Source organism: Rathayibacter sp. PhB1 (assembly GCF_004362935.1).
GTDB classification, from domain to species: domain Bacteria; phylum Actinomycetota; class Actinomycetes; order Actinomycetales; family Microbacteriaceae; genus Rathayibacter; species Rathayibacter festucae.
In genome coordinates this window covers 406,891-427,825 of sequence record NZ_SNYD01000005.1, presented here as the reverse complement: position 1 = coordinate 427,825, position 20,935 = coordinate 406,891, and the positions used below count along the sequence as shown (strand labels likewise).

Sequence of the window (20,935 nt, the reverse complement as noted above, 5' to 3'; positions counted from 1 at the left end):
TGCAGGGCCGCCGGAGGCGGCTCCTCGACCAGCATGGAGAACCTGCGCTGATGCATCGCGCGGGCGCCGGGCATGCTGATCGAGTAGACCGCGGAGCGGGCGTATCGAGATCCCGCGCACGAACACGTCGGTCTCGATACGCCCTGTGGGCTGCTCGACCAGCATGCGGCGCTCGACCGCTCAGGGATGCCGCCGGGGCTCCCACACGGCCGCCCTAAGCTCGAGGGCGTCGGTGGTCGGTGCAGCCCAGCAGGAGGACGAGTCGTGGACGTGGTTCTCGGAGTCGACGTCGGCACGTCCAGCACGAAGGCGATCCTGGTCGGCCTCGACGGGCGGGTGGTCGCCGAGGCGGCCCGCGCGCACGTCGTCGACCGGCCGCGGCAGGGCTGGGTCGAGATGGACTCCGGCGTCTGGTGGGCGGAGTTCCGCAGCCTCGTCGCCGAGCTGACCGCCGCCGCGCCGCACGGGGTCGTCGTCGCGGTCGGCGTCAGCGGCATGGGCCCGTGCGTGCTCCTCACCGACGCGGCCGGCGACGAGCTCCGCCCCGCGATCCTCTACGGCGTCGACACCCGCAGCGTCGGCATGCTCGACGAGGTGACCGCGCTGCTCGGCGGCGAGGAGGCGATGCGCGCCCGCACCGGCTCCGGGCTCTCGGCGCAGGCCGCGGGCGTCAAGCTCGCCTGGGTCGCCCGCCACGAGCCGGAGCTCTGGCGCCGCGCCGTCCGCTTCACCATGCCCTCCTCGCGGATCGTCGAGATGCTCACCGGCGAGTACGTGCTCGACCACCACTCCGCCAGCCAGTGCACGCCGCTCTACGACGTCGCCCGCGAGGAGTGGATCGACGAGTGGGCCGCCCTGCTCGCCCCCGGCCTGCCGCTCCCCCGCCTCGGCTGGCCGGGCGAGACCGCGGGCCGCATCACTCCCGAGGCCGCCGCCGCGACCGGGCTGCCGGCCGGCGTGCCGGTGGTCTTCGGCACCATCGACGCCTGGGCCGAGAGCCTCAGCGCCGGCCGCCGCCGACCGGGCCGGGTGTTCCTCCAGTACGGCACGACGATGTTCCTGGTCGCGCCGATGGCCGCCCCGACCCCGCTCGGCGGGATGTGGACGACGGTCGGCGCCGCCCCGGGCGAGCCGACCGCGGCCGGCGGCATGGCCACCTCGGGCGCCGTGACCGACTGGCTGCGCCGGCTGACCGGCGCCACCTGGGCCGAGCTGCTCGACGAGGCCGCGCGGTCCGGACCGGGCGCGGGAGGACTGCTCGTGCTGCCCTACTTCGCGGGCGAGCGCTCGCCGTTCGCCGACTCCGACGCCCGCGGCGTGATCGCCGGGCTCGGCGTCGGCTCCACTCGCGGCGACCTCTACCGCGCCGTCCTCGAGGCCACGGCCTTCGCCGTCCGGCACCACCTCGAGGTGCTCCGCGAGCACGGCGTGCGCGTCGAGGCGCTGGTCGGCGCGGGCGGCGGGGTCGCCGCCGAGCTCTGGCCGCAGATCGTCAGCGACGTCTGCGGCCTGGAGCAGGTGATCCCCACGGTCTCGGTCGGCGCGGCCTACGGCTCGGCCGTGCTCGCGGCGGGCCTGGTCACCGAGGTCGACATCGAGGAGTGGAACCCCGCGGCGACGACCCTCGTCCCCGATCCGGCCGTCGCCGCGCTCTACGACGGGCTGTACGCCGACTTCCGCCGGCTCTACCCCGAGACCCGCGCCACCGTGCACCGCCTGGCGCAGCGGAGCCGGGACCTCGGGGAAAGCGGCTCTCTCTAGGCGTCCACGCCCTTCGGCGCGCTCCCGTCGTACCCGCAGATCGCCGCGACCTTGCCCGCCGAGGCGCTCGACGGATCGAACTCGTAGCCGAGCCACTCCCGCGCCATCCGCCGCGCCACCTCGAGCCCGACCACGCGCTGGCCCAGGCAGAGCACCTGCGCGTTGTTCGACAGCACCGACCGCTCCACCGAGTAGGAGTCGTGCGCCGTCACCGCGCGCACCCCCGGCACCTTGTTCGCCGCGATCGCGACGCCCAGGCCCGTGCCGCAGACCAGGATCGCGCGGTCCGCGGACCCGTCGGCGATCATCCGCGCGGCCGTGACCGCGATGTCGGGGTAGTCGGTGTGGCTGTCGGCGTCGACGCCGACGTCGGTCACCAGCGAGACGCGGTCGTCCTTCATCAGATCGGCCTTCAGCGCCTCCTTGTAGTCGTGGCCCGCGTCGTCCGATCCGACGACGACCCGATAGGTGGTGGTCATGCCGCTCCTCCTTCTGTGGTGGTGTGCGCTTCTGCAGTGGCATCCGCACCGGCGCGCTCCGCGAGGACGTCGCCGACCGCGGTCAGGATCATCCCCATCGAGGTCGCGCCCGCGTCCGGTGTGCCCAGGCTCTTCTCGGCCAGCGGTCGCGCGCGGCCGACCTTCGGCCGCAGGTCCGCGGTGGCGGCGGCGCGCTCGACGGCGACGCCCGCCGCCTCCCGCCACGCCTCGACGAGCGGCGAGCCGCCCACCACCCGCTCCCGCAGCACGCGCGCGAACGGCAGCAGCGCGTCGAGCATCGTCTTGTCGCCCTCGCCCGCGCGCCCGAGATCGACGATCGACTCCGCGAAGGCGTCGACCCCGGCCACGACGTCCGCCGCCGAGTACTCCTCGCGCCCGTCGGTGAGCGACGCGCCGAGCGCCTCGAGCGCCGCGCCCCAGAGCACCCCGGAGGTGCCGCCGGCCTGCTCCGCCCAGGACTGCCCCGCGCGGGACAGCAGCCAGGCGCCGCCCGCGCGCTCCTCGATCCGGTCGAGGCGCCGGGTCGCCGCGCCGATGCCCTTGAGCATCCCGCGGCCGTGATCGCCGTCGCCCGCGACCGCGTCGATCCGCCCGAGGGTCACCTCCTCGCGCTGCAGCAGCTCGTGCATCCGGACGAGCGCCGCGCGGACCGTCTCGCCGAGCGCCACGGCCGCATCGGTGGCGGAAGGAGCGGACTCCTCCTCGCCCGCCGCCGCGTCCTCGCCCGAGGGCGCCAGCAGCGCCGCCACCGGCGCCGCGACCCGGCGGTAGGCCGGTGTGTAGGCGTCGGCCCGCCAGTAGCGCTCGAGCTCGTCGTCGAGCCACTGCAGCGTCAGCGAGACGCCGCCCATGTCGAGGCTGGTGACCAGCTCGCCGACCTCGGGCTCGACCGTCTGCAGCCCGGCCTCCTCCAGCCGACGCGCGACGTGGCGCCAGAGCAGGAAGAGCTCCTCGTACTTCGTGGTGCCGAGCCCGTTGAGGATCGGGGCGACGCGCGTCGTGCCGCCCTCCGCCCCGGCGCCCTCGGGGAGGTCCGCCAGCAGCCGGTCGACGAGCAGATCCGCCAGCTCCGCCGCGCGCAGCAGCTCGATGTCGCGGATGCCGGGCTCGCCGTGGATCCCGAGCCCGAGACCCAGGTGCCCCTCGGGCACGCTGAACAGCGGCTCGGCGGCACCGGGCATCGTGCAGCCCGAGAACGCGACGCCGAGCGTGCGCGTCGCCGCATTGCTCGCGTTCCCGACCCGCTCGACCTCGTCGAGGGACAGCCCCTCGGCCGCCGCCGCTCCCATCGCCTTGAACACCGGGAAGTCGCCCGCGATCCCGCGGCGCTTCCCGTTCTCCTCCGCCGAGGCGATGTCGTCCGTGACGACGACGATCCGGGTGTCGATCCCCTCCTTGCGCAGCCGCTCGGCCGCGATGCCGAAGTTCATCGTGTCGCCGGCGTAGTTGCCGAAGCTGAACACCACTCCGCGACCCTGATCGGCCGCCTTCGCCACCGAGTAGGCCTGCGCCGCCGAGGGCGAGGTGAAGATGTTGCCCACCACCGCCCCGGTCGCGAGGCCCGGGCCGACCGTGCCGCTGAACGCCGGGTAGTGCCCGGAGCCGCCGCCGATGACGACCGCCACCTGCGGCGACGCGCCCGCGGTGCGGTGCGCGACCACTCCACCGGGCACGCCGCGCAGGCGGTCCGCGTAGAGGGAGAGGAAGCCGGCGAGCTGGTCCTCGGCGAACTCGTCGGGGTCGTCGTAGATCGTCGTCATGCCGTCAGCTCCGGGCGTCGGCCGCGACGACCGCCTCGGTCAGCGACGGCACGATCGAGACCTTGACCGAGCCGCCCTGGCTGTCGGCGACGAGGTCGAGCGCCTCCTGGAACTGCTCGAGCGGGAACTGGTGCGTGCAGATCTCGTCCATCGGCAGGACGCCGCTCTCGAGCAGCTTGATCGCGGCGGGCCAGCAGTTCGGGCCGAGGTGGGCGCCGAGGACGTTGAGCTCCTTGTCGTCGCTGATGATCGACCAGTCGACCGAGGCGTTCGAGCCGAAGACGGAGTACTCGACGTAGGTGCCGAGCTTGCGCAGGATGTTGAGGCCCTGCGAGACCGCGGACGGGTGGCCGGTGGCCTCGATGTAGACGTCGGCGCCGTAGCCGCCGGTGAGCTCCTTGACGACGGCGACCGCGTCCTGCTTCGTGATGTTGATGACGAGGTCGGCGCCGGCCTTGGTGGCGAGCGCGAGCTTCTCGTCGCTCATGTCGAGCGCGATGACCATCTTGGGGTTCTTCTGGCGGGTGCCCGCGATCGCGCCGAGGCCGATCGGGCCGGCGCCCGCGATGACCACGACGTCGTCGAACTGGATGCTGCCGCGCTCGACCGCGTGCATGGCGCAGGACAGCGGCTCGCTGAACGCGGCGACCTGCGGGGCGAGGTCGCGGCTGACGGGGTGGGTGAGCGCGCGGGTCGGGACCAGCACGTACTCGGCCATCGCGCCGTCGAAGCCCTTGAAGCCGAACATGTCGTGCGGTCCGCACATCCAGTAGGCGCCCATCAGGCAGTAGCGGCACTCCCAGCACGGCACGATCTGCTCGCAGGCGATGCGGTCGCCCAGTGCGACGCCGCGCTTGGCGAGCGCCGCGTCGTCGCCGGCCACGACGGTGCCGACGAACTCGTGGCCCGCGATGCGGTCGCGCTCGGCCCAGGCGGGGCGGTTCTCGTCGCCCCAGAACTTGGCGGCGCCGTGGTAGCACTTCAGGTCGCTCGCGCAGACGCCGACCGCGTCGACGCGCAGCAGCAGCTCGCCGGCGGCGGGGACCGGCACGGGCACGGTCTCGAGGCGGTAGTCCTCCGGGCCGTGCACGACGACGGCGCGCATGGACTCGGGCACGTCGGAGCCGTCGGAGTGCCGCGACTGCGGGGCCGTCTGCGGGGAAGGAGTGGTGATGGTCATGGGAAGCCTCCGAGGGGTTCGCGGGGCCGCTTCGTCGCGGCCTTCCCGAACCTACCCCGTCCAGAACACTTGTCAAGAACAGAATTTCTGTTCTCCGCAGGATGTGGCCGATCTGTCGCCAATTCCGCCGCGGCCCTTGCGGAAATTCTGTGGTGAACATAATTTCTTCTCCGGAGGCGGGTTCGCCCACCTCCCGCAGCGACGGAGCCGCCCCCGGGAGGCGCCGTCACGAGCACCACCACGACCAGCACTCCCGACCAGCGAACGGACACCGCGATGACGCGTGCACTCCCTCCCACCACGAGCAGGCCCCCGATCGGCGCCTCCCGGAAGCGCCTGATCCTCGCCGCGGTCGTCGTGGTCGTCCTCGCCGCGATGGCGTTCAGCACCAAGGTCGTCGGCGCCGACTCCGACCTGGGCGCCGGCCCCGCCGAGTTCTCTGCCGAGTCCTGGGCCGCCGAGAACTTCCCCGTCATCCAGGAGGGCATCGCCGACCGCGCGGTCGACGCCGCCACCCTCGCCACCGCGATCGCCGCCGACAGCGCGGGCGCCGCGACCGAGTACGGCGTCCCCGGCGGCACCGGCCCCGAGTTCGCCACCACCTTCACCGGCACCGTCGGGGCCGGCCAGAACGGCATCTACCCCGTGACCGTCGAGGGCGTCCCCGGCGACGTCCTGATCCGCGTGCAGACCGGCCCCGCGATCAACGGCACCGACCTCCGCGACGCCACCGGTACCGTCGAGTTCGGCCAGTTCACCAACCAGATCGACTACCAGGACGCGGCGAGCGCCCTCAACGAGCAGCTGAAGTCGACCGTGCTCGGCGCGGTCGACACCACCGCGCTCGAAGGGAAGACGATCCAGGTCACCGGCGCCTTCCAGCTGATCAACCCGGCCGGCTGGCTCGTCACGCCGTCCGAGCTGGTGGTCCAGTGAGCACCGCCGAGGCCCCGGTCGCCGGCATCGGCGAGGTCGTCCTCGAGGCCGTCGACGTGGTCAAGACCTACGGCGCGACCCGCGCGCTCAAGGGCGTCGGCTTCTCGGTGCACCGCGGCCAGGTCACCACGCTCTTCGGCGAGAACGGCGCCGGCAAGTCGACGCTGATGAAGATCCTGTCCGGCGTGGAGCAGCCCACCTCGGGCGAGATCGTGCTGAACGGCACCGCGGTCGCCTTCGAGGACACCGTCGACGCCCGCGAGCACGGCGTCTCGATCATCCACCAGGAGCTGAGCCTCGCCCCGAACCTCTCGGTGCGCGACAACATCTTCCTCGGCCGCGAGATCACCGGCCCGTCCGGCGTCGACTACGCCGAGGAGGCGCGCCAGGCCCGCGCAGTGCTCGAGGAGCTCGGCGAGGACATCGACCCGCTGACCCTCGTCGCCGATCTGCGGCTCGGCCAGCAGCAGCTGATCGAGATCGCCCGCGCGCTCTCCGTCGACGCGCGGATCCTGATCATGGACGAGCCGACCAGCGCGCTCAGCGCCGCCGAGGTCGAGGTGCTCTTCACCGTCATCCACGACCTCACCGCCCGCGGCGTCTCCATCGTCTACATCTCGCACCACCTGGAGGAGGCGCTGGAGATCACCGACCACGCCGTCGTCCTCCGCGACGGCTCGGTCACCGCGACCGCCGTCGCCGCCGACATCGACCTCGCCTGGGTCGTCCGCGCGATGGTCGGCGAGGGCTTCGACCTCGGCTCGCCGCCCACCGGCTACCCGTTCGGCGACGTCGCCCTCTCGGTGCGCGGCGTCAGCGTCGCGGATCCGTCGATCCCCGGTCGCGACGTGGTCGACCGCATCGACCTCGACGTCCGCGAGGGCGAGATCGTCTGCCTCTACGGGCTGATGGGCGCCGGCCGCACCGAGCTGCTCGAGGCGATCGCCGGCCGCACCGCCGTCACCGCCGGCACGATCTCGAAGAGCGGACGGGACCTGGCCGGGATGTCGATCGCCGAGCGGATCGGCGCGGGCCTCGGCCTCGTCCCCGAGGACCGCCAGCGCGACGGCCTGGTGCAGACCATGACCGTCGGCCGGAACCTCTCGCTCGCGAGCATCGGCTCCTTCGTGAAGGGGCTGTTCCTCTCCCCCCGTCGCGAGGTCGACCTCGTCACCGACTCGATCCGCACCGTGCACGTGAAGACGGCGGGCGGCGAGGCGATGATCGGCTCGCTCTCCGGCGGCAACCAGCAGAAGGTCGTCATCGGCAAGATGCTGGCCACGCAGCCCGACGTGATCCTGCTCGACGAGCCCAGCCGCGGCATCGACATCGGCGCCAAGGCCGAGGTCTTCCGGCTGCTCTCCGAGCGCGCCCGCGACGGCCTGGCCGTCGTCTACACGACCTCCGAGGTCGGCGAGTGCCTCAGCATCGCCCACCGCATCATCGTGCTGAGCCGAGGCCGGATCGCGGCCGAGTTCGGCTCGGACGTCTCCAAAGAAGACATCATGGCCGCCTCCGGTGAGGCCGTGATCTCGTGACCACTACGGAACGGAAGCCCTCAATGACCTCCACCGCGACCGGGCAGCGACGCCCCGCGCTCTTCAAGGACGGTTTCGACCTCGGCCGCCTGCTGCTGCAGGGGCGCGCGTTCTTCGCGCTGATCGCGATCATCGTCGTGTTCTCGATCCTCTCGCCCAACTACTTCACCGTCGGCAACATCCTCACGATGTCCTCGCACGTCGCGGTCTACGCGATCCTCGCGATCGGCATGCTGCTGGTCATCCTCAACGGCGGCATCGACCTCTCGGTCGGCTCGACGCTGGGCTTCTCGGGAGTGATCGCCGGCTTCCTGATGCAGGGCGTGCAGATCGGCGGGAGCACCCTCTACCCCGCGCTCTGGGTCGTGGTCGTGCTCTCCTGCGCGGCCGGCGCGCTGATCGGCTTGATCAACGGGATCCTGGTCGCCCGGTTCAAGGTCGCCCCGTTCGTCGCGACCCTCGGCATGCTCTACGTCGTCCGCGGCGTCGGGCTGCTGATGACCAACGGCCTCACCTACAACGACCTCGCGGGGCAGCCCGAGCTCGGCAACACCGGCTTCGACTGGCTCGGCTTCAACCGGCTGCTCGGGCTGCCGATCGGCGTCGTGATCATGATCGTCGTCGCGATCGTGGTCAGCCTCCTGCTCAACCGCACGGTGTTCGGCCGCTGGCTCTACGCCTCGGGCGGCAACGAGCGCGCCTCGGAGCTCTCCGGCGTGCCGGTGAAGCGGGTCAAGGTCCGCGTCTACGTGCTCTCGGGCCTGTTCGCCTCGATCGCCGGCCTCATCCTCTCCTCCGAGCTCACCAGCGCCAGCCCCACCGCCGGCAGCTCCTACGAGCTCACCGCGATCGCCGCCGTCGTCATCGGCGGCGCGGCCCTCACCGGCGGAGTCGGCACCGTCCGCGGCACGCTGCTCGGCGCGTTCGTCATCGGCTTCCTCTCCGACGGGCTCGTCATCATCGGCGTCTCGTCGTACTGGCAGACCGTCTTCACCGGCGCGGTGATCGTCTTCGCGGTCCTGCTGAACGCGGTGCAGTACCGCGGCAAGCCGCGCAAGGGCGGCGGCTCCGGCCCGCGGCCCGCCTCCGACGCGGGCGCCCCGGCGCCCGTCCCCCAGACATCGGGCGCCCCGGCCGCCTAGGCCGGCCTCCCGAGAGAAGACCTCGGTCGGCCACCGCCGATCGGACCACAGTGAAAGGAACAGACCAATGAACCGCAAGCTGGCAACGGTGCTCGCCGCGGGCGCGGGGCTCACCCTCGTCCTGTCCGGATGCTCCTCCGACGCGGGGACCGCGGGAGAGGCCGCCGGCACCCCCGGCGCCTCCGAGGGCGGCCTCATCTCGATCATCGTCAACGACCCGGCCAACCCCTACTGGCAGACCGAGGGCGACGTCGCGTCGGCCGAGGCCGAGGCGCTCGGCTACACGGCCAACGTGGGCGCCTCGAAGGGCGACACCAACACCGAGAGCACCCTGATCGACACCGCGATCACCAACAAGTCGGTCGCGATCATCCTCGACCCGGCCAACGCCTCCGGCTCGGTCGGCGCCGTGAAGAAGGCCGACGCGGCGGGCATCCCCGTGATCCTGGTCAACGCCGAGATCAACGAGACCGGCCTCGCGAAGGCGCAGCTCGTCTCGAACAACGCCCAGGGCGCGGCCCTCGGCGCGCAGCAGTGGGTCGCCGACGTCGGCGACACCGCGAACTACGCGGAGCTGTTCGGATCCCCCTCGGACAACAACGCGCAGACACGCTCCAACGGCTACGCGACCGTCATCTCGCAGTACCCCGGTCTCGTCGAGGTCGCGAACCAGGTCGGCAACTGGAACCGGACCGAGGGCCACGACAAGATGCAGTCGATCCTGCAGGCCAACCCGGACGTCACCGGCGTCATCTCCGGCAACGACGAGATGGCGCTCGGCGCGATCGCGGCGCTGAAGGAGGCCGGCAAGCTCGAGCAGGTCAAGGTCGGCGGCTTCGACGGCTCGCCCGACGCGGTCGACGCCATCAAGGCCGGCGAGCTGCAGTACACCGTGCTCCAGCCCGTCGCGACCTTCGCCAAGGAGGCCGTCCAGCAGGCCGACTCCTTCATCCGCACCGGCGAGACCGGCGCCTCGGAGGAGAAGCAGGCCTTCGACTGCATCCTCATCACGAAGGACAACGTCGACAAGATGACGGCCCCCTTCACCCTCTCCGAGTAACCCGCCCGTCTCTCCCCTCTCCGCGAGATGCCACTTATGACCGCCTTTCACGGCGTGTCGCGCTCACAAGTGGCATCTCGCGGAGGGGGAGGGGACCTGCACGACGCCGAGGAAGAGGGCACAATGACGCACGTGACTCCGCCGCCCAGCGCCCCCCGGCGCTCCGACACCGTCAGGTTCCCCCTCGACGTCGTCTACCAGGCGGCGCGGATGTACTACCTCGAGGACGCGACCCAGGTCGAGATCGCCGCGCGGCTCGACGTCTCGCGGCCCACGGTCAGCCGGCTGATCGCCGAGGCCCGGCGCCTGGGCCTCGTGCAGATCAGCGTGATCGACCCCTTCGTCGACGAGAACACCGGTCTCGCCGACGCCCTCCGCGAGGCGCTCGGCCTGAACGCCGTGCACCTCGCCCCCGTGACCCACGCCGCCACCCTCGGCCGCGACCTGGCCGTTCCGGTCGCCGCCGCCCTCGCCGACATGCAGCTCGGCGTCGGCGACGCCCTGCTGATGTCGCTCGGCCGCACCGTGCACGACCTGGCCAGCTCGGGGATGCTGCCGCCGCTGCCCGGAGTGACGATCGTCCCCGCCGTCGGCGGCCAGGCCGAGCCGCAGTCCTGGTTCCAGACCAACGAGATCACCCGGATGGCCGCCGCCGCGACCGGCGCCCGCTCCAGCTTCCTCTTCGCGCAGGCCCTGCCCAGCCCGGCGATGCGCTCCGGCCTCGAGGCCGACCCCGCGTTCCTCCAGGTGATGGACCTCTGGAGCAGCGCCAAGGGCGCCCTGCTCGGCATCGGCGCCCCGACCGCCACCCGCCACGAGCTCTCCTCCGGCCTCCCCAGCGACCGGCACCTCTTCGACGAGGCCGCCGGCGACGTCTGCCTCAACTTCTTCCGCGCCGACGGCTCGGCCGTCGAGTTCCCCGGCAGCGAGCGCATGGTCCGCGTCTCCCGCGCCGACCTCGCCGCCCTCCCCCACGCGGTCGGCGTCGCCGTCGGCGTCGACAAGGCCCCGAGCATCCTCGGCGCGGTGCGCGGCTCCCTGATCAACGCGCTGGTCACCGACGCGGTGACGGCCCGCGCGGTCCTCGCGGCGGTCTGACGCCGTTCGGCCGCATCGCGGAATCATGCTGATCGATAGCCCGCACAGCGCGCGTATCGAGATCCACCACCGCACGAACGCGACGGGCTCGAGACGCCCCTCCACCGTCGCTTCACCAGCACGCAGGCCCGAGCACTGTCAGCGCGGCGGCCCCGTGAGCAGCGTGACGGCGCGCTTGAGCGGCGGCGGCTCCAGCACGCGCAGGCGGCAGGGCCGTCCAGCTCGCGCGCCGCGTCGACGGCGAAGTCGTCGTTCCCGCCCTTCGGCGCGAACAGGGCCCAGGAGTTCGGTCCGGCGGCGCTCGTGTACCGGGAGGAGTACCGGATCCCGTCGAAACCGGCGGCGTGCAGAGCCGCCGCCCACGCCTGAGTGACGTCGTAGTCGGTCATCGTCGTGAGCTCGCGCGTGACGCCGTGCTGGTCCGCGTCCCAGGACGTGACAGCGGCGTACGTGCACCCCGCCGGAGGAAGGACGGCCGACACGCGGAAGGCGGCGGCGGCGGCCGGTGTGATGACCTGGTCGGGGACGACCCGGTCTCCGAGGCTCTCCCGCACCGCGGTCCGGAGGTCGTCCGCGACGTAGCAGGTGCCGTCCGCGCCGCTGTCGGGCAGGTCGAACCGGCCGCGGCCGCTCGTGCTGAACCACCATGCCGCGAGCTCCGTCGAGTGCGCCCGCCACCGCCACTCGGGCTCCGGCTCCACCGCCGGGAACGCCGTGAGGTCCTGATCGGCACCCGGGCCCTGCTGGGCGACCTCCGCGCGACTCATGACGTCCAGAGCGCGCCGGCGCTCCTCGCGTGCACGAGAACCTCCTCGATGCGACCCTGGCGCAGCGCCTGAGCGGGAGTCGCCCCGTCGAGGTACGGCATCGGGCTGTTCAACCAGAGCGCGTCACCCCACTCGTCGATCGATCGGGGGTCCAGTGCGGCGAGGACGGTGCGGAGCTGCGGCAGCAGCGCTCCGCTCGGACCCTCGAACTGGAACGCCGGGTACAGCCGATGACCGTCCGCCGTGCGGACGCAGAGGAGATCGCGTCGCTCGATCTGGCCGTCGATCGACTGCCGGGTCACCTTCCGCCACGCCCGCAGACCGGCCGTGTCGTAGAACGGGCCGATCTTGGCGTCGTAGTGGTTCGCGCCGGGAACACTCGCGAACATCCTCGAGACGACGCCCTCCATCCCCCCGCTCCGACCGGCGACCAGATCGAGGTCGAGGCCTGTCGCGTGGCGACGCACCGCCTCCAGGAGAGCGCGCAGCTCCGGTTCCGCTTCGTCGATCGATTCGCCGGTCCGGCTCTGCCCGACGGTTCGATCACTCGAGGCGTCGTCGGGCGCGACGGACGCGGTCGGCACGGCTCGGTCCGGAGGGCCTCCGCCTCGCGCTCGCAGGACTCGCCCCGCTCGCGCGACACCGAAGACCCCGCCGACGCCTGCGGCCGCCCGGAGGCGATCCGCCCCGCTGAGCTTCCGCCCGCGCGCCCGACGGAACGCCGCACCGCCGCTTCGAAGCCGCCCGCCCATGTCTCGACCCTTCGTCAATCGCGTCAGGTCTGAATTCTATCGGCGTCAGTCGCGTCAGGTCAGTGAGGAGGATCAGTGGCGCGGGACGTCGGGCAGGACACTCCGCATCAGCAGCCCACCCACCGCACCGGCCGGCGTGCCCTGCCGGGGAACCCCTGGCGGTGCGGCCCCGACCTAGCGTGGAGGGCATGGAGCACCCCCGGCCCCCCCCGTCCCGGAGCAGCGCAGCCCGGAGCAGCGCGTCCCGGAGCAGCGCGTCCCGGGACAGCACGCGTCCCCGCGGCGCACCCTGCTCCTCGCATCGCTCGGCTTCTTCCTCATCACGCTCGACATCCTGATCGTCAACGTCGCCCTCACCCGCATCAGCGCGGACCTCGGCGGCGGCACCACCGGCCAGCAGTGGATCATCGACGGCTACACCCTCCTGTTCGCGTCGCTGCTGCTCTTCGCGGGCAACCTCGCCGACCGCCTCGGCGCCAAGCGCGCCCTCGGCAGCGGGATCGCGCTGTTCCTGCTGTCGTCGATCGCCTGCGCCCTCGCGCCCACCGTCGGAGCGCTGATCGCCGCCCGCTTCGTGCAGGGCGCCGCGGCCGCCGCGATGCTGCCCTCCTCGATGGCGCTGATCCGCGAGGCGTTCCCCGACGCGCGCGAACGCGCCCGCGCCCTCGGGATCTGGGCCGTCGGCGGCGCGGTCGCCGGCACCGTCGGCCCCCTCCTCGGCGGTCTGGTGACCACGATCGACTGGCGGCTCGTCTTCCTGATCAACATCCCCGTCTGCGCGGTGATGCTCGTGCTGCTGCGCCGGGTCGCCCCCTCGCCCACCACCTCGCCGCCGTTCGACGGGGCCGGTCAGGCCCTCTCCCTCGTCGGACTCGGCGCGCTGATGTACGGGCTGATCGAGGGCGGCGCGATCGGCTTCGACGACCCGCTCGTCCTCGGCTGCCTCGCCCTCGCCGTCCTCGCGCTGTCCGGCTTCCTGCTCGTGCAGTCGCGCGCCCGCCACCCGATGATGCCGCCCGACCTCTTCCGCAGCCGGAACATGCGCCTCGCCCTCCTCGTCGGCTTCGCCTTCATGGTCGGCAACTTCGGCTCCGTGTTCGTCGTCAGCCTCTACCTCCAGCAGCACCTCGGCCTGACCCCGCTGCTCGCCGGACTCGCGTTCCTGCCCTCCGCGGCCTTCGCCGTCGTCGGCAACATCGTCAGCGGCCGCCTCGCCAACCGCTTCGGACCGCGCCTGCCGATCGTCGGCGGGCTCGCCACGATGGCCGCCGGCCTCGCGGGACTGCTCGCCAGCGCACCGCTCGGCTCGCCGCTCCTCGTCGGCGGCCTGCTCGTGCTCACCGGAGTCGGCGGCTCCGTCGCCATGCCCCCGGCGACCGCCGTGGTCCTCGCGAGCGTTCCGCCGCACCGGGCGAGCACCGCCAGCGCCGTCTTCAACACCTTCCGCCAGGTCGGCGGCGCCGTCGCCATCGCCGTCTTCGGCGCCCTCCTCGCCGGCAGCCGCGACTTCGTGGCCGGGATGCAGACCAGCATGCTGATCGCCGCGGCCGTCCTGCTCGCCGCCGCGACGGCCGCGGCCTTCCTCAGCACCCGCGAGCAGAGCGCCTAGCTCCCCCGCGGTCGGATCCTGACGCAAAACGACAGATGGCGAATAGCGCCCCGGAAATCTACTGTGGAGGGGCGGTCGAGGAGTGGGGGCTCCGGCGACGCCGCGGGGCAGACCGACGCGGACGTCGGTGCCGAGGTGCTCTCGGCCGCATCGGGGGACTGCGGCCGGGAGCACCAGCCCCGACGGGACGGGCCCTCGGAGGATCATGCTGATCGAGCAGCCCGCGGAGCGGGCGCATCGAGATCCACCCGCGTCGGTCCTGGAGTTTGCAGACCCGCCCTGCTGATCACGGCGGGTCTCGATACGCCCCTGCGGGGCTACTCGACCAGCATGTCTGCGGGCGTCTCTTCCACGGGGACCACCTTCTTCGTACAGGTGAAGCCGTGCTGATCGAGTAGCCCGCTGAGCGGGCGCATCGAGATCCACCCGCGCCGGGTCTGGAGCCCGCAGACCCGGCCTGCTGATCACGGCGGGTCTCGATACGCCCCTGCGGGGCTACTCGACCAGCATGCCTGCGGGCGACTCCTCCAAGGAGATCCACCCGCACGCGGCGTGGCGACCGCCCTCGCCCTCGGGGATCGACCCGTGGGCCCGCTCCGCCCTACGCTTCGACGATGACACGCACTGACGCGCCGGGTCGTCCTCGCAACACGGTCGGGCTGATCGGCTTCCTGCTCGCGGTCGTCCAGACGCTGACGCAGATCCTGCTCGCCGGGGTCACCACCGCGATACCGGTGCTCGCCTACGGCAACGGCATCGACGCGACGAGCATCGGCGCGCTGTTCACGGGCATCGCCCTCGTTCAGCTGCTCCTCGCCGCCGCCACCACCGGGCTCGGCGTCGCCGGCGTGGTTCAGCAGGGACGCCCGCGGATCCTCGCCGCGATCGCCCTGGGCGTCGGGGCGCACGGCGTCCTCGTGGGACTGGCGACGCTGGTCCTGCCCCCGCTGGTCGGCCTCGTCCTGCAGTGATCGCGCCGCGGTCTCCGCGTCACCGGCCCGCCGGAGGACGACCGCCCCTCGCCGACCGCCGATCGTCCGATTCCGGACATGACCGCTAGAGGACGTTGCCTCCTCGCCCCGGACCCTGCCACTGTCGCAGAGCGACCGACGACGGTCCACGACTCGAAGGACCGGAGTTCACCGATGAGCGATTCCCTGTCGACCGATCACCCCACGAGCGAGATGACGCCCGAGGTGCTGGCGGCGTTCAGCGACGCCTGGTCCCGCCACGACCTCGAGGAGCTGATGAACCACGTCACCGACGACTGCGTCTACGGCGCCTCCGTCGGTCCCGAGCCCGGCCGGACCTGGTCCGGGAAGGAGCAGGTCCGCGAGGGCTTCGCGCTGATGCTCGCCTTCGACACCGGCCAGGAGCGGCACGAGGAGGGGGAGCCCCTCATCGCCGGCACGCGCGGCGCGGCCACCTGGTCCTTCACCGGGACCGGCCCCGACGGCGAGCCCCAGGTCACCCGCGGCTGCGACATCTACGAGTTCCGCGGCGGCAGGATCGCCCGCAAGGACGCCTTCCGGAAGGTGTACAAGGCCGACGCGCCGGAGTGACCCTCGAGGAGCTCCGGCCCCTCGCACAACGACATCGTCCTCGCTCTCGATGTCTGCGAGACACCTCTGCGAGCGGCCTGCTTCTCGGCGCGGACGTCTCGCGACAGATCGGGACGATGCTCTTCTGCATGCCTGCTCGCCCGAGCCGCTGACAGGTACACTCGTGGCTGCCCGGGCCGGTGAGTCCCGGGAAGTGAACCCGAGACCCGTCCGGAATGGACGCGGCGCTCGGGTTTCGCGCTTTCAGGACCTGAGGTCGATCACCTCGCCGATCATCGGCTGAGCGCGTCGCCGCCAGTCGCCACCGCGAGCCCACGCCCACCCCACAGCATCCGGGATCGCGAGCAGCGGCTCGCTGGCAGCGGACTCGTGCCAGTACTCGAGCGTGCCGGCATTGCCCTCGCGGCGTGTCGCCTCGATCAGACACTGCTTGTCCCGAGCGACGAGCGTCTCATCACGCTCGAGACAGAGCCTGCCTCCGGCCACTCCGACGACGCTGACGAGCTCCTCCAGGCAGCGTCGGCGTCGGACGACCTCACTGCCGAGACCGCGAGGAGCCCGGAAGATCGTCACTGTGATTTCGAGCGCACTGAAGGTGTCGAGGAGGAGCCGTTTGCGCGACTCGTTCTCCTGCTTCATGTGGAGGCGATGCTGTCCGGGAAGGAGCAGCGAGCGGACCGCGCGCCGATATTCGGCGATGCGAGGCGGGTCGATCGCCACAGCGATCAGCACGTAGTCCTTCGCCTTGGATTCATCGACGAAGACGAACGCAGCGCTCACGCGCCATCCCCCGCCGCCCGGTTGTTCTCGATGGAGTCGGCTCTGCCGCATTCACTGCGCGCTCTGCCCGACAGCTGGACGGTCGAGCGCCCGGACTCGTGCCGGTCGACAGCAGACTCGCCGCCGAAGCGCTCCGCGATCGCAAAGGTCGGCATGTTCCTCGATTCTGCGCAGTGTGAGGAGCGGCTGGGTCGGTCGACGTCGCGGCGGATCGGGTGCGCGGACGAGCCGCCCCTGTCGACGAGGCGGCAGGCGGACTCGTTACTCCATCACAGCTCGAAGCCCGGGCGCCGTCCGCCGTCGCGAAAGCCCCGACGCACGGCATCGAAGTCAGGAGCGCGGCTCACGACCCAGCCGCGGCGGCACACACCGATCCGCGAAGAATCTCGCGACGCGGATGAACGCTCACGCGGTCCGCGCAGTACCCCTCTTCGAGTCGCCGATCTGCGGCGACCGGAAGTCTCGAGGAGTTCATGATGAGCAGGACCTTGAAAGTCGGCATCACCGCTGTCGCCGTCGCGAGCGTGATGGCCGTCGCCCCCGTGCTGGCCGGCGCGAGCACTGTCGCTCCCGCCGCCGCGACCAGCGATGCCAGCAGCGCTCTGGTCAGCGCCGCCCGCTCGGTGGCCGCCAAGCTGCGCGTCGTCGGTCTCGCCGACGAGGGCACGACGCTCGTGCAGTTCAACCCCCTCAAGCCCGGCACGGTCTCCGGCAGCGTCGCCGTCACCGGTCTGGCCGGCGGCGACACCGCGCTCGTCGGCATCGACTACCGCGTCCAGGACGGCAAGCTCTACGGCGTCGGGAACACCGCGGCGAGCGCCGGCGTCTACTCCATCGACGCGACCACCGGCGTGGCCACCCCGGTCACCCGCCTGACCGTGGCGCTGAGCGGCACCGCCTTCGGCGTCGACTTCAACCCGGCCGCCAACGCCCTCCGCGTGGTCAGCGACACCGGCCAGAACCTCCGTCAGCCGTTCGCGACTCCGGGTGCCGCGACCGTGGCCGACGGCGCGCTCAGCTACGCCGCGCCCGCCGTCGCCACCGGCGTCAACGGAGCCGCGTACACGAACAACGATCTCGACCCGAACACGGCGACGACCCTCTTCGTCCTCGACACGGCGCTCGACCAGATCGCGATCCAGTCCCCCGCCAACGCCGGCACGCTGGCGCCGACCGGGAAGCTCGGCGTCGACGCCGCGGGTGTCACCGGCTTCGACATCTACTCCGTCCTGCGCAACGGCGGCTCGATCGGCTCGATCGGCCTGGCCGCGGTGAACGGCTCGCTCTACGAGGTGGGCGTGCTCAACGGCACGGCCACCCGCCTCGGCACGATCGGCGCGGACGTCACCGACATCGCGATCCCGCTCGTCCAGCGCTGACCCGACCGGTCAGGAACGGCACCGACGCCGGCCGGCGCTCCGCGGGGAGTGCCGGCCGGCGTCGTTCTCGGCATCGACGTCACTGCTCCGACGACGAAGTGCGCGCCCGGAGGACACCGAGCGCGACCAGCGTCGCGGCGAGGCCGGCCAGGACGAGCCCGGCGACGCCGACCGCGCCGGAGAGCTGCACGGCCCCGGCCGCCGTCGCCCGGGCGCTCGTGATGCTGCCGGCGACGAGCACGCTGAGGATCGTGCCGCCGGCGGCGATGCCGACCGCGGTCGCGAGCTCGCTCGCCGTGTCCACGAGGGCCGCGCCGACGGAGGTGCGCTCGGCCGGGAGCCCCCGGAGCACGTTCGTCCCGGCGACGACGCCGACCACGCGCATCCCCGCCGCGACGAGCACGAGGGCGACCAGCACCCCGCCGTAGCCGAGGCGGCCGAGCAGCCCGAACACGGCGAGCCCGGCGACCACGGCGCCGGCGCTCAGCGCGGCGGCGCGCTCGAGGCCGACCCGCGTGACGAAGGGGCCGACGAAGCGACCGCCGGCGAGGAGGACGACGACCTGCGGGAGCAGGCCGAGCGCCGCGGCGGCCGGGCTCCAGCCCCAGGCGAGCTGCAACTGGATTGTGACCAGGTAGGAGAGCCCGCCGACGGCGAGACCGGTCGCGGCCTTGAACGCCAGTCCGCTGGAGACGAGCGGCAGGGCCACGAGGCGCAGGTCCAGCAGCGGATGCCGGGCGCTGCGCTGTCGGAGCACGAAGCCGGCTCCCGCGAGGACCGCCGTCGCCACAGCCGCCCACGGCGCCCACGGTCCGGTCCCGATCCCGGTCCCGGCGCCGTCGGTGCCCGTGGATCCGGTGCCGACGAACAGCGTCGGCGCGACGAGGGCGGCCGCGATCGTCACCGTGCCGAGCAGCGCGCCGACGACGTCGATCGGGTCGCGGTGCAGGGCGCCCGGGGCATCGGCCGGCACGCCCAGGCGGATGCCGATCAGCGCGAGCACCGCGATCGGCACGTTCGCGAGCAGGAGCACCTGCCACGGCGCGACCGCCAGCGCGAGACCACCGGCGGTGGGGCCGACCGCGAGTCCGACGAGCCCGGCGGTCGAGACCACGGTCAGCGCCCGGACCCGGAGCTCGTCGGTGCCGAACAGGCGGAAGGCGAGCGCCATCGATCCGGGCGTGGTCATCGCCGCCGCGACCCCCATCACGGCGCGGACGGCGATGAGCTGCTCCGTCGTCGTCACGGCCGCGGTCGCCAGGCTCGCGGCGGCGAGCAGCACCAGGCCGGCGAGCATCACCCTGCGGCGTCCGAAGCGGTCGGCGATCGCGCCGAAGAGGAGCATGAGGCCGCCGAACGCGACCGAGTAGGCACCCGTCACCCACTGCAGGCCCGCGGTCGACGCGTGCAGCTCGCGACCGAGCGTCGGCAGGGCGACGTTCAGGACCGAGTTGTCGAGCATCTCGAACAGGAAGACGGCCGACAGGCCGGCGAGGGCGATCCACGCGTCGCGCAGGCGGCGGGGAGCCGTGTCCCGCGGGGCGGATCGGGGGGTGTCGAGCACCATGGGCGCACTCCTTCACAGGGAAGAAGTGGCGGATCTCTCGATCCCGCGTGCGCGTGCAGACCGGCGCGGCCTGCCTTTTACCTCAGATGCGACGACGGTACACCTGACACGGGGGTGCGCGCGACGAGCGCCCCGCGGCACCGTCCGCCGAGGACCGGAAGGCGCCCGGGCGGGGATACCGTCGTGAGCGGACCGAGCGGGTGGCGCTCGGCGAGACGAGGAGCGACCGCATGCTCACCAGACACGGGGACCGCGAGCCCGTGATCCATCCGACCGCGTCCGTCGCGTCGTCCGCCGTGATCGTCGGCGCCGTCCGCCTCGGGCCGGGCGCTCGCGTCCTCCACGGAGCGGTGCTCTCGGCGGAGGACGGCGAGATCGTCGTCGGCGAGGACACGATCGTGATGGAGAACGCTCTGATCCGCGCCCGGGCGGGCCACCCGGTGAGCATCGGGGCGGCCGTCATGATCGGCCCGCACGCGCACGTGAACGGCAGCACCGTCGAGGACGAGGCGTTCATCGCCACGGGTGCCTCCCTCTTCCCCGGCAGCCGCATCGGCGCCGGCGCCGAGGTCCGGATCAACGCGGTCGTGCAGGTGAACACCGTCCTCGAGCCGGGCGCCGTGGTCCCGATCGGCTGGGTCGCGGTGGGGACGCCGGCGACGATCCTCCCGCCGGAGCGCCACGACGAGATCTGGGCGATCCAGCGCGGGCTCGACTTCGTCGGGACCGTCTACGGCGTCGGCCCCGGAGTGTCGATGCGCGAGCTCATGCGGCAGCAGTCGGAGTTCTACGGCGCCCACCTCGGCGATCAGGAGATCGACGGCCGCGAGCGCTGAGGGCCCGGTCCTCCCACGGGCGGATCTCGATACGCCCGCGGTGCGGGCTACTCGATCAGCATGCAGCGCAGCCGGCCGGCCCCATGCTGGTCGAGTAGCCCCGCAGGGGCGTATCGAGACCCCCCGTCGCCAGCAGGGCGGATCTGCAAACCTTCGTTCTGACGTCGGTGGATCTGGACACGTCCGCGGTGCGGGCTGCTCGATCAGCACGAGACGGCCCCGCGCGGCCGTGAAGGCCACCGGGATCGTCCGCGTCAGTGCGCCGCGTCGTACGCGGCCTGCACGTCCGCGGGCACCCGGCCGGAGCGCGGGACCTCGTAGCCGTGCCGCCGCGCCCAGTGCCGGATCGCAGCGAGCATCTCGGGACTCTTGCGCCCGGCGCTCGCGGCGATCGACGTCACTCGGGAGCGGGCCGGCGCCTCGGACAGCGGCCGGGCCGCGTCCACGAACGGCGCGAGCGCGCGGTGCAGGTGCCCGATGTTCGCCGCCGACAGATCGATCTCGTACGCGTCGTCCCCGACGGAGAAGGACACCGTCCCGCCGCGCCCGGCGGCGATGGGCGCACCGGTGAGATCGTCCACGAGCACGACCTGGGAGACCACGGATCCGACGACCTTTCACGGGAGGAGCAGTGCGACCGGACGGACGCACGCGCACGTCCATGGAACCAGATGCGGGCCCACGGCGGGGCCGGCGCGGTCCGACGAG

Annotated in this window: 19 protein-coding genes; 11 read left to right on the top strand and 8 right to left on the bottom strand. The window is 72.6% G+C overall.

The window, feature by feature from the left end:
• Positions 1–264: 264 nt before the first annotated feature.
• Positions 265–1,761 (top strand): FGGY family carbohydrate kinase, encoded by a 1,497-nt coding sequence (locus tag EDF17_RS15005; protein ID WP_123447411.1) that lies wholly within the window; start codon positions 265–267, stop codon positions 1,759–1,761.
• Here the strand turns inward: EDF17_RS15005 and EDF17_RS15000 are convergent.
• Genes EDF17_RS15000 through EDF17_RS14990 form a run of 3 tightly spaced genes read right to left on the bottom strand, consistent with a single transcriptional unit; the run spans position 1,758 to position 5,201 of the window.
• The gene (locus tag EDF17_RS15000) at positions 1,758–2,240 is read right to left on the bottom strand and encodes a ribose-5-phosphate isomerase (RefSeq protein ID WP_123447410.1); all 483 of its coding nucleotides are present in this window, start codon (positions 2,238–2,240) and stop codon (positions 1,758–1,760) included. The genes EDF17_RS15005 and EDF17_RS15000 overlap by 4 nt on opposite strands.
• Complete coding sequence (locus tag EDF17_RS14995) at positions 2,237–4,021, bottom strand: dihydroxyacetone kinase family protein (protein ID WP_123447409.1); 1,785 nt, start codon at positions 4,019–4,021, stop codon at positions 2,237–2,239. The genes EDF17_RS15000 and EDF17_RS14995 overlap by 4 nt, the downstream gene beginning before the upstream one ends.
• A 4-nt stretch (positions 4,022–4,025) precedes the next feature.
• Positions 4,026–5,201, bottom strand: coding sequence for a zinc-binding dehydrogenase (locus EDF17_RS14990; RefSeq protein WP_123447408.1), 1,176 nt, complete (start codon positions 5,199–5,201; stop codon positions 4,026–4,028).
• A gap of 276 nt (positions 5,202–5,477) precedes the next feature.
• Between EDF17_RS14990 and EDF17_RS14985 the strand changes: the two genes are divergently transcribed.
• From EDF17_RS14985 to EDF17_RS14965, 5 genes are all read left to right on the top strand, one after another.
• Complete coding sequence (locus EDF17_RS14985; protein ID WP_123447407.1) at positions 5,478–6,137, top strand: DUF2291 family protein; 660 nt, start codon at positions 5,478–5,480, stop codon at positions 6,135–6,137.
• Complete coding sequence (locus EDF17_RS14980) at positions 6,134–7,675, top strand: sugar ABC transporter ATP-binding protein (RefSeq protein ID WP_123447406.1); 1,542 nt, start codon at positions 6,134–6,136, stop codon at positions 7,673–7,675. Before EDF17_RS14985 ends, EDF17_RS14980 begins: the two co-directional genes overlap by 4 nt.
• 23 nt (positions 7,676–7,698) lie before the next feature.
• Complete coding sequence (locus tag EDF17_RS14975) at positions 7,699–8,817, top strand: ABC transporter permease (protein WP_123447405.1); 1,119 nt, start codon at positions 7,699–7,701, stop codon at positions 8,815–8,817.
• A 67-nt stretch (positions 8,818–8,884) separates the two neighbouring features.
• On the top strand, positions 8,885–9,877 hold the full coding sequence (locus tag EDF17_RS14970; protein WP_123447404.1) for a D-ribose ABC transporter substrate-binding protein: 993 nt from the start codon (positions 8,885–8,887) through the stop codon (positions 9,875–9,877).
• 132 nt (positions 9,878–10,009) lie between these two features.
• A complete protein-coding gene (locus tag EDF17_RS14965; RefSeq protein ID WP_208110619.1) occupies positions 10,010–10,975 on the top strand; it encodes a sugar-binding domain-containing protein in 966 nt (321 codons plus the stop codon).
• Positions 10,976–10,998: 23 nt separating this feature from the next.
• Here the strand turns inward: EDF17_RS14965 and EDF17_RS14960 are convergent, their stop codons facing one another.
• Together EDF17_RS14960 and EDF17_RS14955 are read right to left on the bottom strand one after the other, a co-directional pair.
• Positions 10,999–11,742: an RES family NAD+ phosphorylase gene (locus EDF17_RS14960; protein ID WP_123447402.1), complete on the bottom strand. Its 744-nt coding sequence runs from the start codon at positions 11,740–11,742 to the stop codon at positions 10,999–11,001.
• A complete protein-coding gene (locus EDF17_RS14955; RefSeq protein WP_123447401.1) occupies positions 11,739–12,326 on the bottom strand; it encodes a hypothetical protein in 588 nt (195 codons plus the stop codon). Before EDF17_RS14955 ends, EDF17_RS14960 begins: the two co-directional genes overlap by 4 nt.
• A 457-nt stretch (positions 12,327–12,783) precedes the next feature.
• Between EDF17_RS14955 and EDF17_RS14950 the strand changes: the two genes are divergently transcribed.
• The 3 genes from EDF17_RS14950 to EDF17_RS14940 all read left to right on the top strand — a co-directional run bounded on the left by EDF17_RS14950 (position 12,784) and on the right by EDF17_RS14940 (position 15,665).
• A complete protein-coding gene (locus tag EDF17_RS14950) occupies positions 12,784–14,103 on the top strand; it encodes a DHA2 family efflux MFS transporter permease subunit (RefSeq protein ID WP_221181813.1) in 1,320 nt (439 codons plus the stop codon).
• A 614-nt stretch (positions 14,104–14,717) separates the two neighbouring features.
• A complete protein-coding gene (locus EDF17_RS14945; RefSeq protein WP_123447400.1) occupies positions 14,718–15,074 on the top strand; it encodes a hypothetical protein in 357 nt (118 codons plus the stop codon).
• Between the two features lie 174 nt (positions 15,075–15,248).
• Positions 15,249–15,665, top strand: coding sequence for a nuclear transport factor 2 family protein (locus EDF17_RS14940; protein WP_166649702.1), 417 nt, complete (start codon positions 15,249–15,251; stop codon positions 15,663–15,665).
• A gap of 243 nt (positions 15,666–15,908) precedes the next feature.
• On the opposite strand, the gene EDF17_RS14935 is transcribed toward EDF17_RS14940, so the two are convergent.
• A complete protein-coding gene (locus tag EDF17_RS14935; protein WP_123447398.1) occupies positions 15,909–16,445 on the bottom strand; it encodes a hypothetical protein in 537 nt (178 codons plus the stop codon).
• A 476-nt stretch (positions 16,446–16,921) separates the two neighbouring features.
• Between EDF17_RS14935 and EDF17_RS14930 the strand changes: the two genes are divergently transcribed.
• Positions 16,922–17,824: a DUF4394 domain-containing protein gene (locus EDF17_RS14930; protein WP_208110618.1), complete on the top strand. Its 903-nt coding sequence runs from the start codon at positions 16,922–16,924 to the stop codon at positions 17,822–17,824.
• A 79-nt stretch (positions 17,825–17,903) separates the two neighbouring features.
• Here the strand turns inward: EDF17_RS14930 and EDF17_RS14925 are convergent, their stop codons facing one another.
• Complete coding sequence (locus tag EDF17_RS14925; RefSeq protein ID WP_123447397.1) at positions 17,904–19,391, bottom strand: MFS transporter; 1,488 nt, start codon at positions 19,389–19,391, stop codon at positions 17,904–17,906.
• Positions 19,392–19,621: 230 nt separating this feature from the next.
• Here EDF17_RS14925 and EDF17_RS14920 point away from each other — a divergent pair, with 230 nt between their 5' ends.
• On the top strand, positions 19,622–20,227 hold the full coding sequence (locus tag EDF17_RS14920) for a gamma carbonic anhydrase family protein (RefSeq protein ID WP_123447549.1): 606 nt from the start codon (positions 19,622–19,624) through the stop codon (positions 20,225–20,227).
• A gap of 254 nt (positions 20,228–20,481) precedes the next feature.
• Here the strand turns inward: EDF17_RS14920 and EDF17_RS14915 are convergent, their stop codons facing one another.
• Positions 20,482–20,829, bottom strand: a complete 348-nt coding sequence (locus EDF17_RS14915) for an Lsr2 family protein (RefSeq protein ID WP_123447396.1) — start codon at positions 20,827–20,829, stop codon at positions 20,482–20,484.
• Positions 20,830–20,935 lie beyond the last annotated feature (106 nt).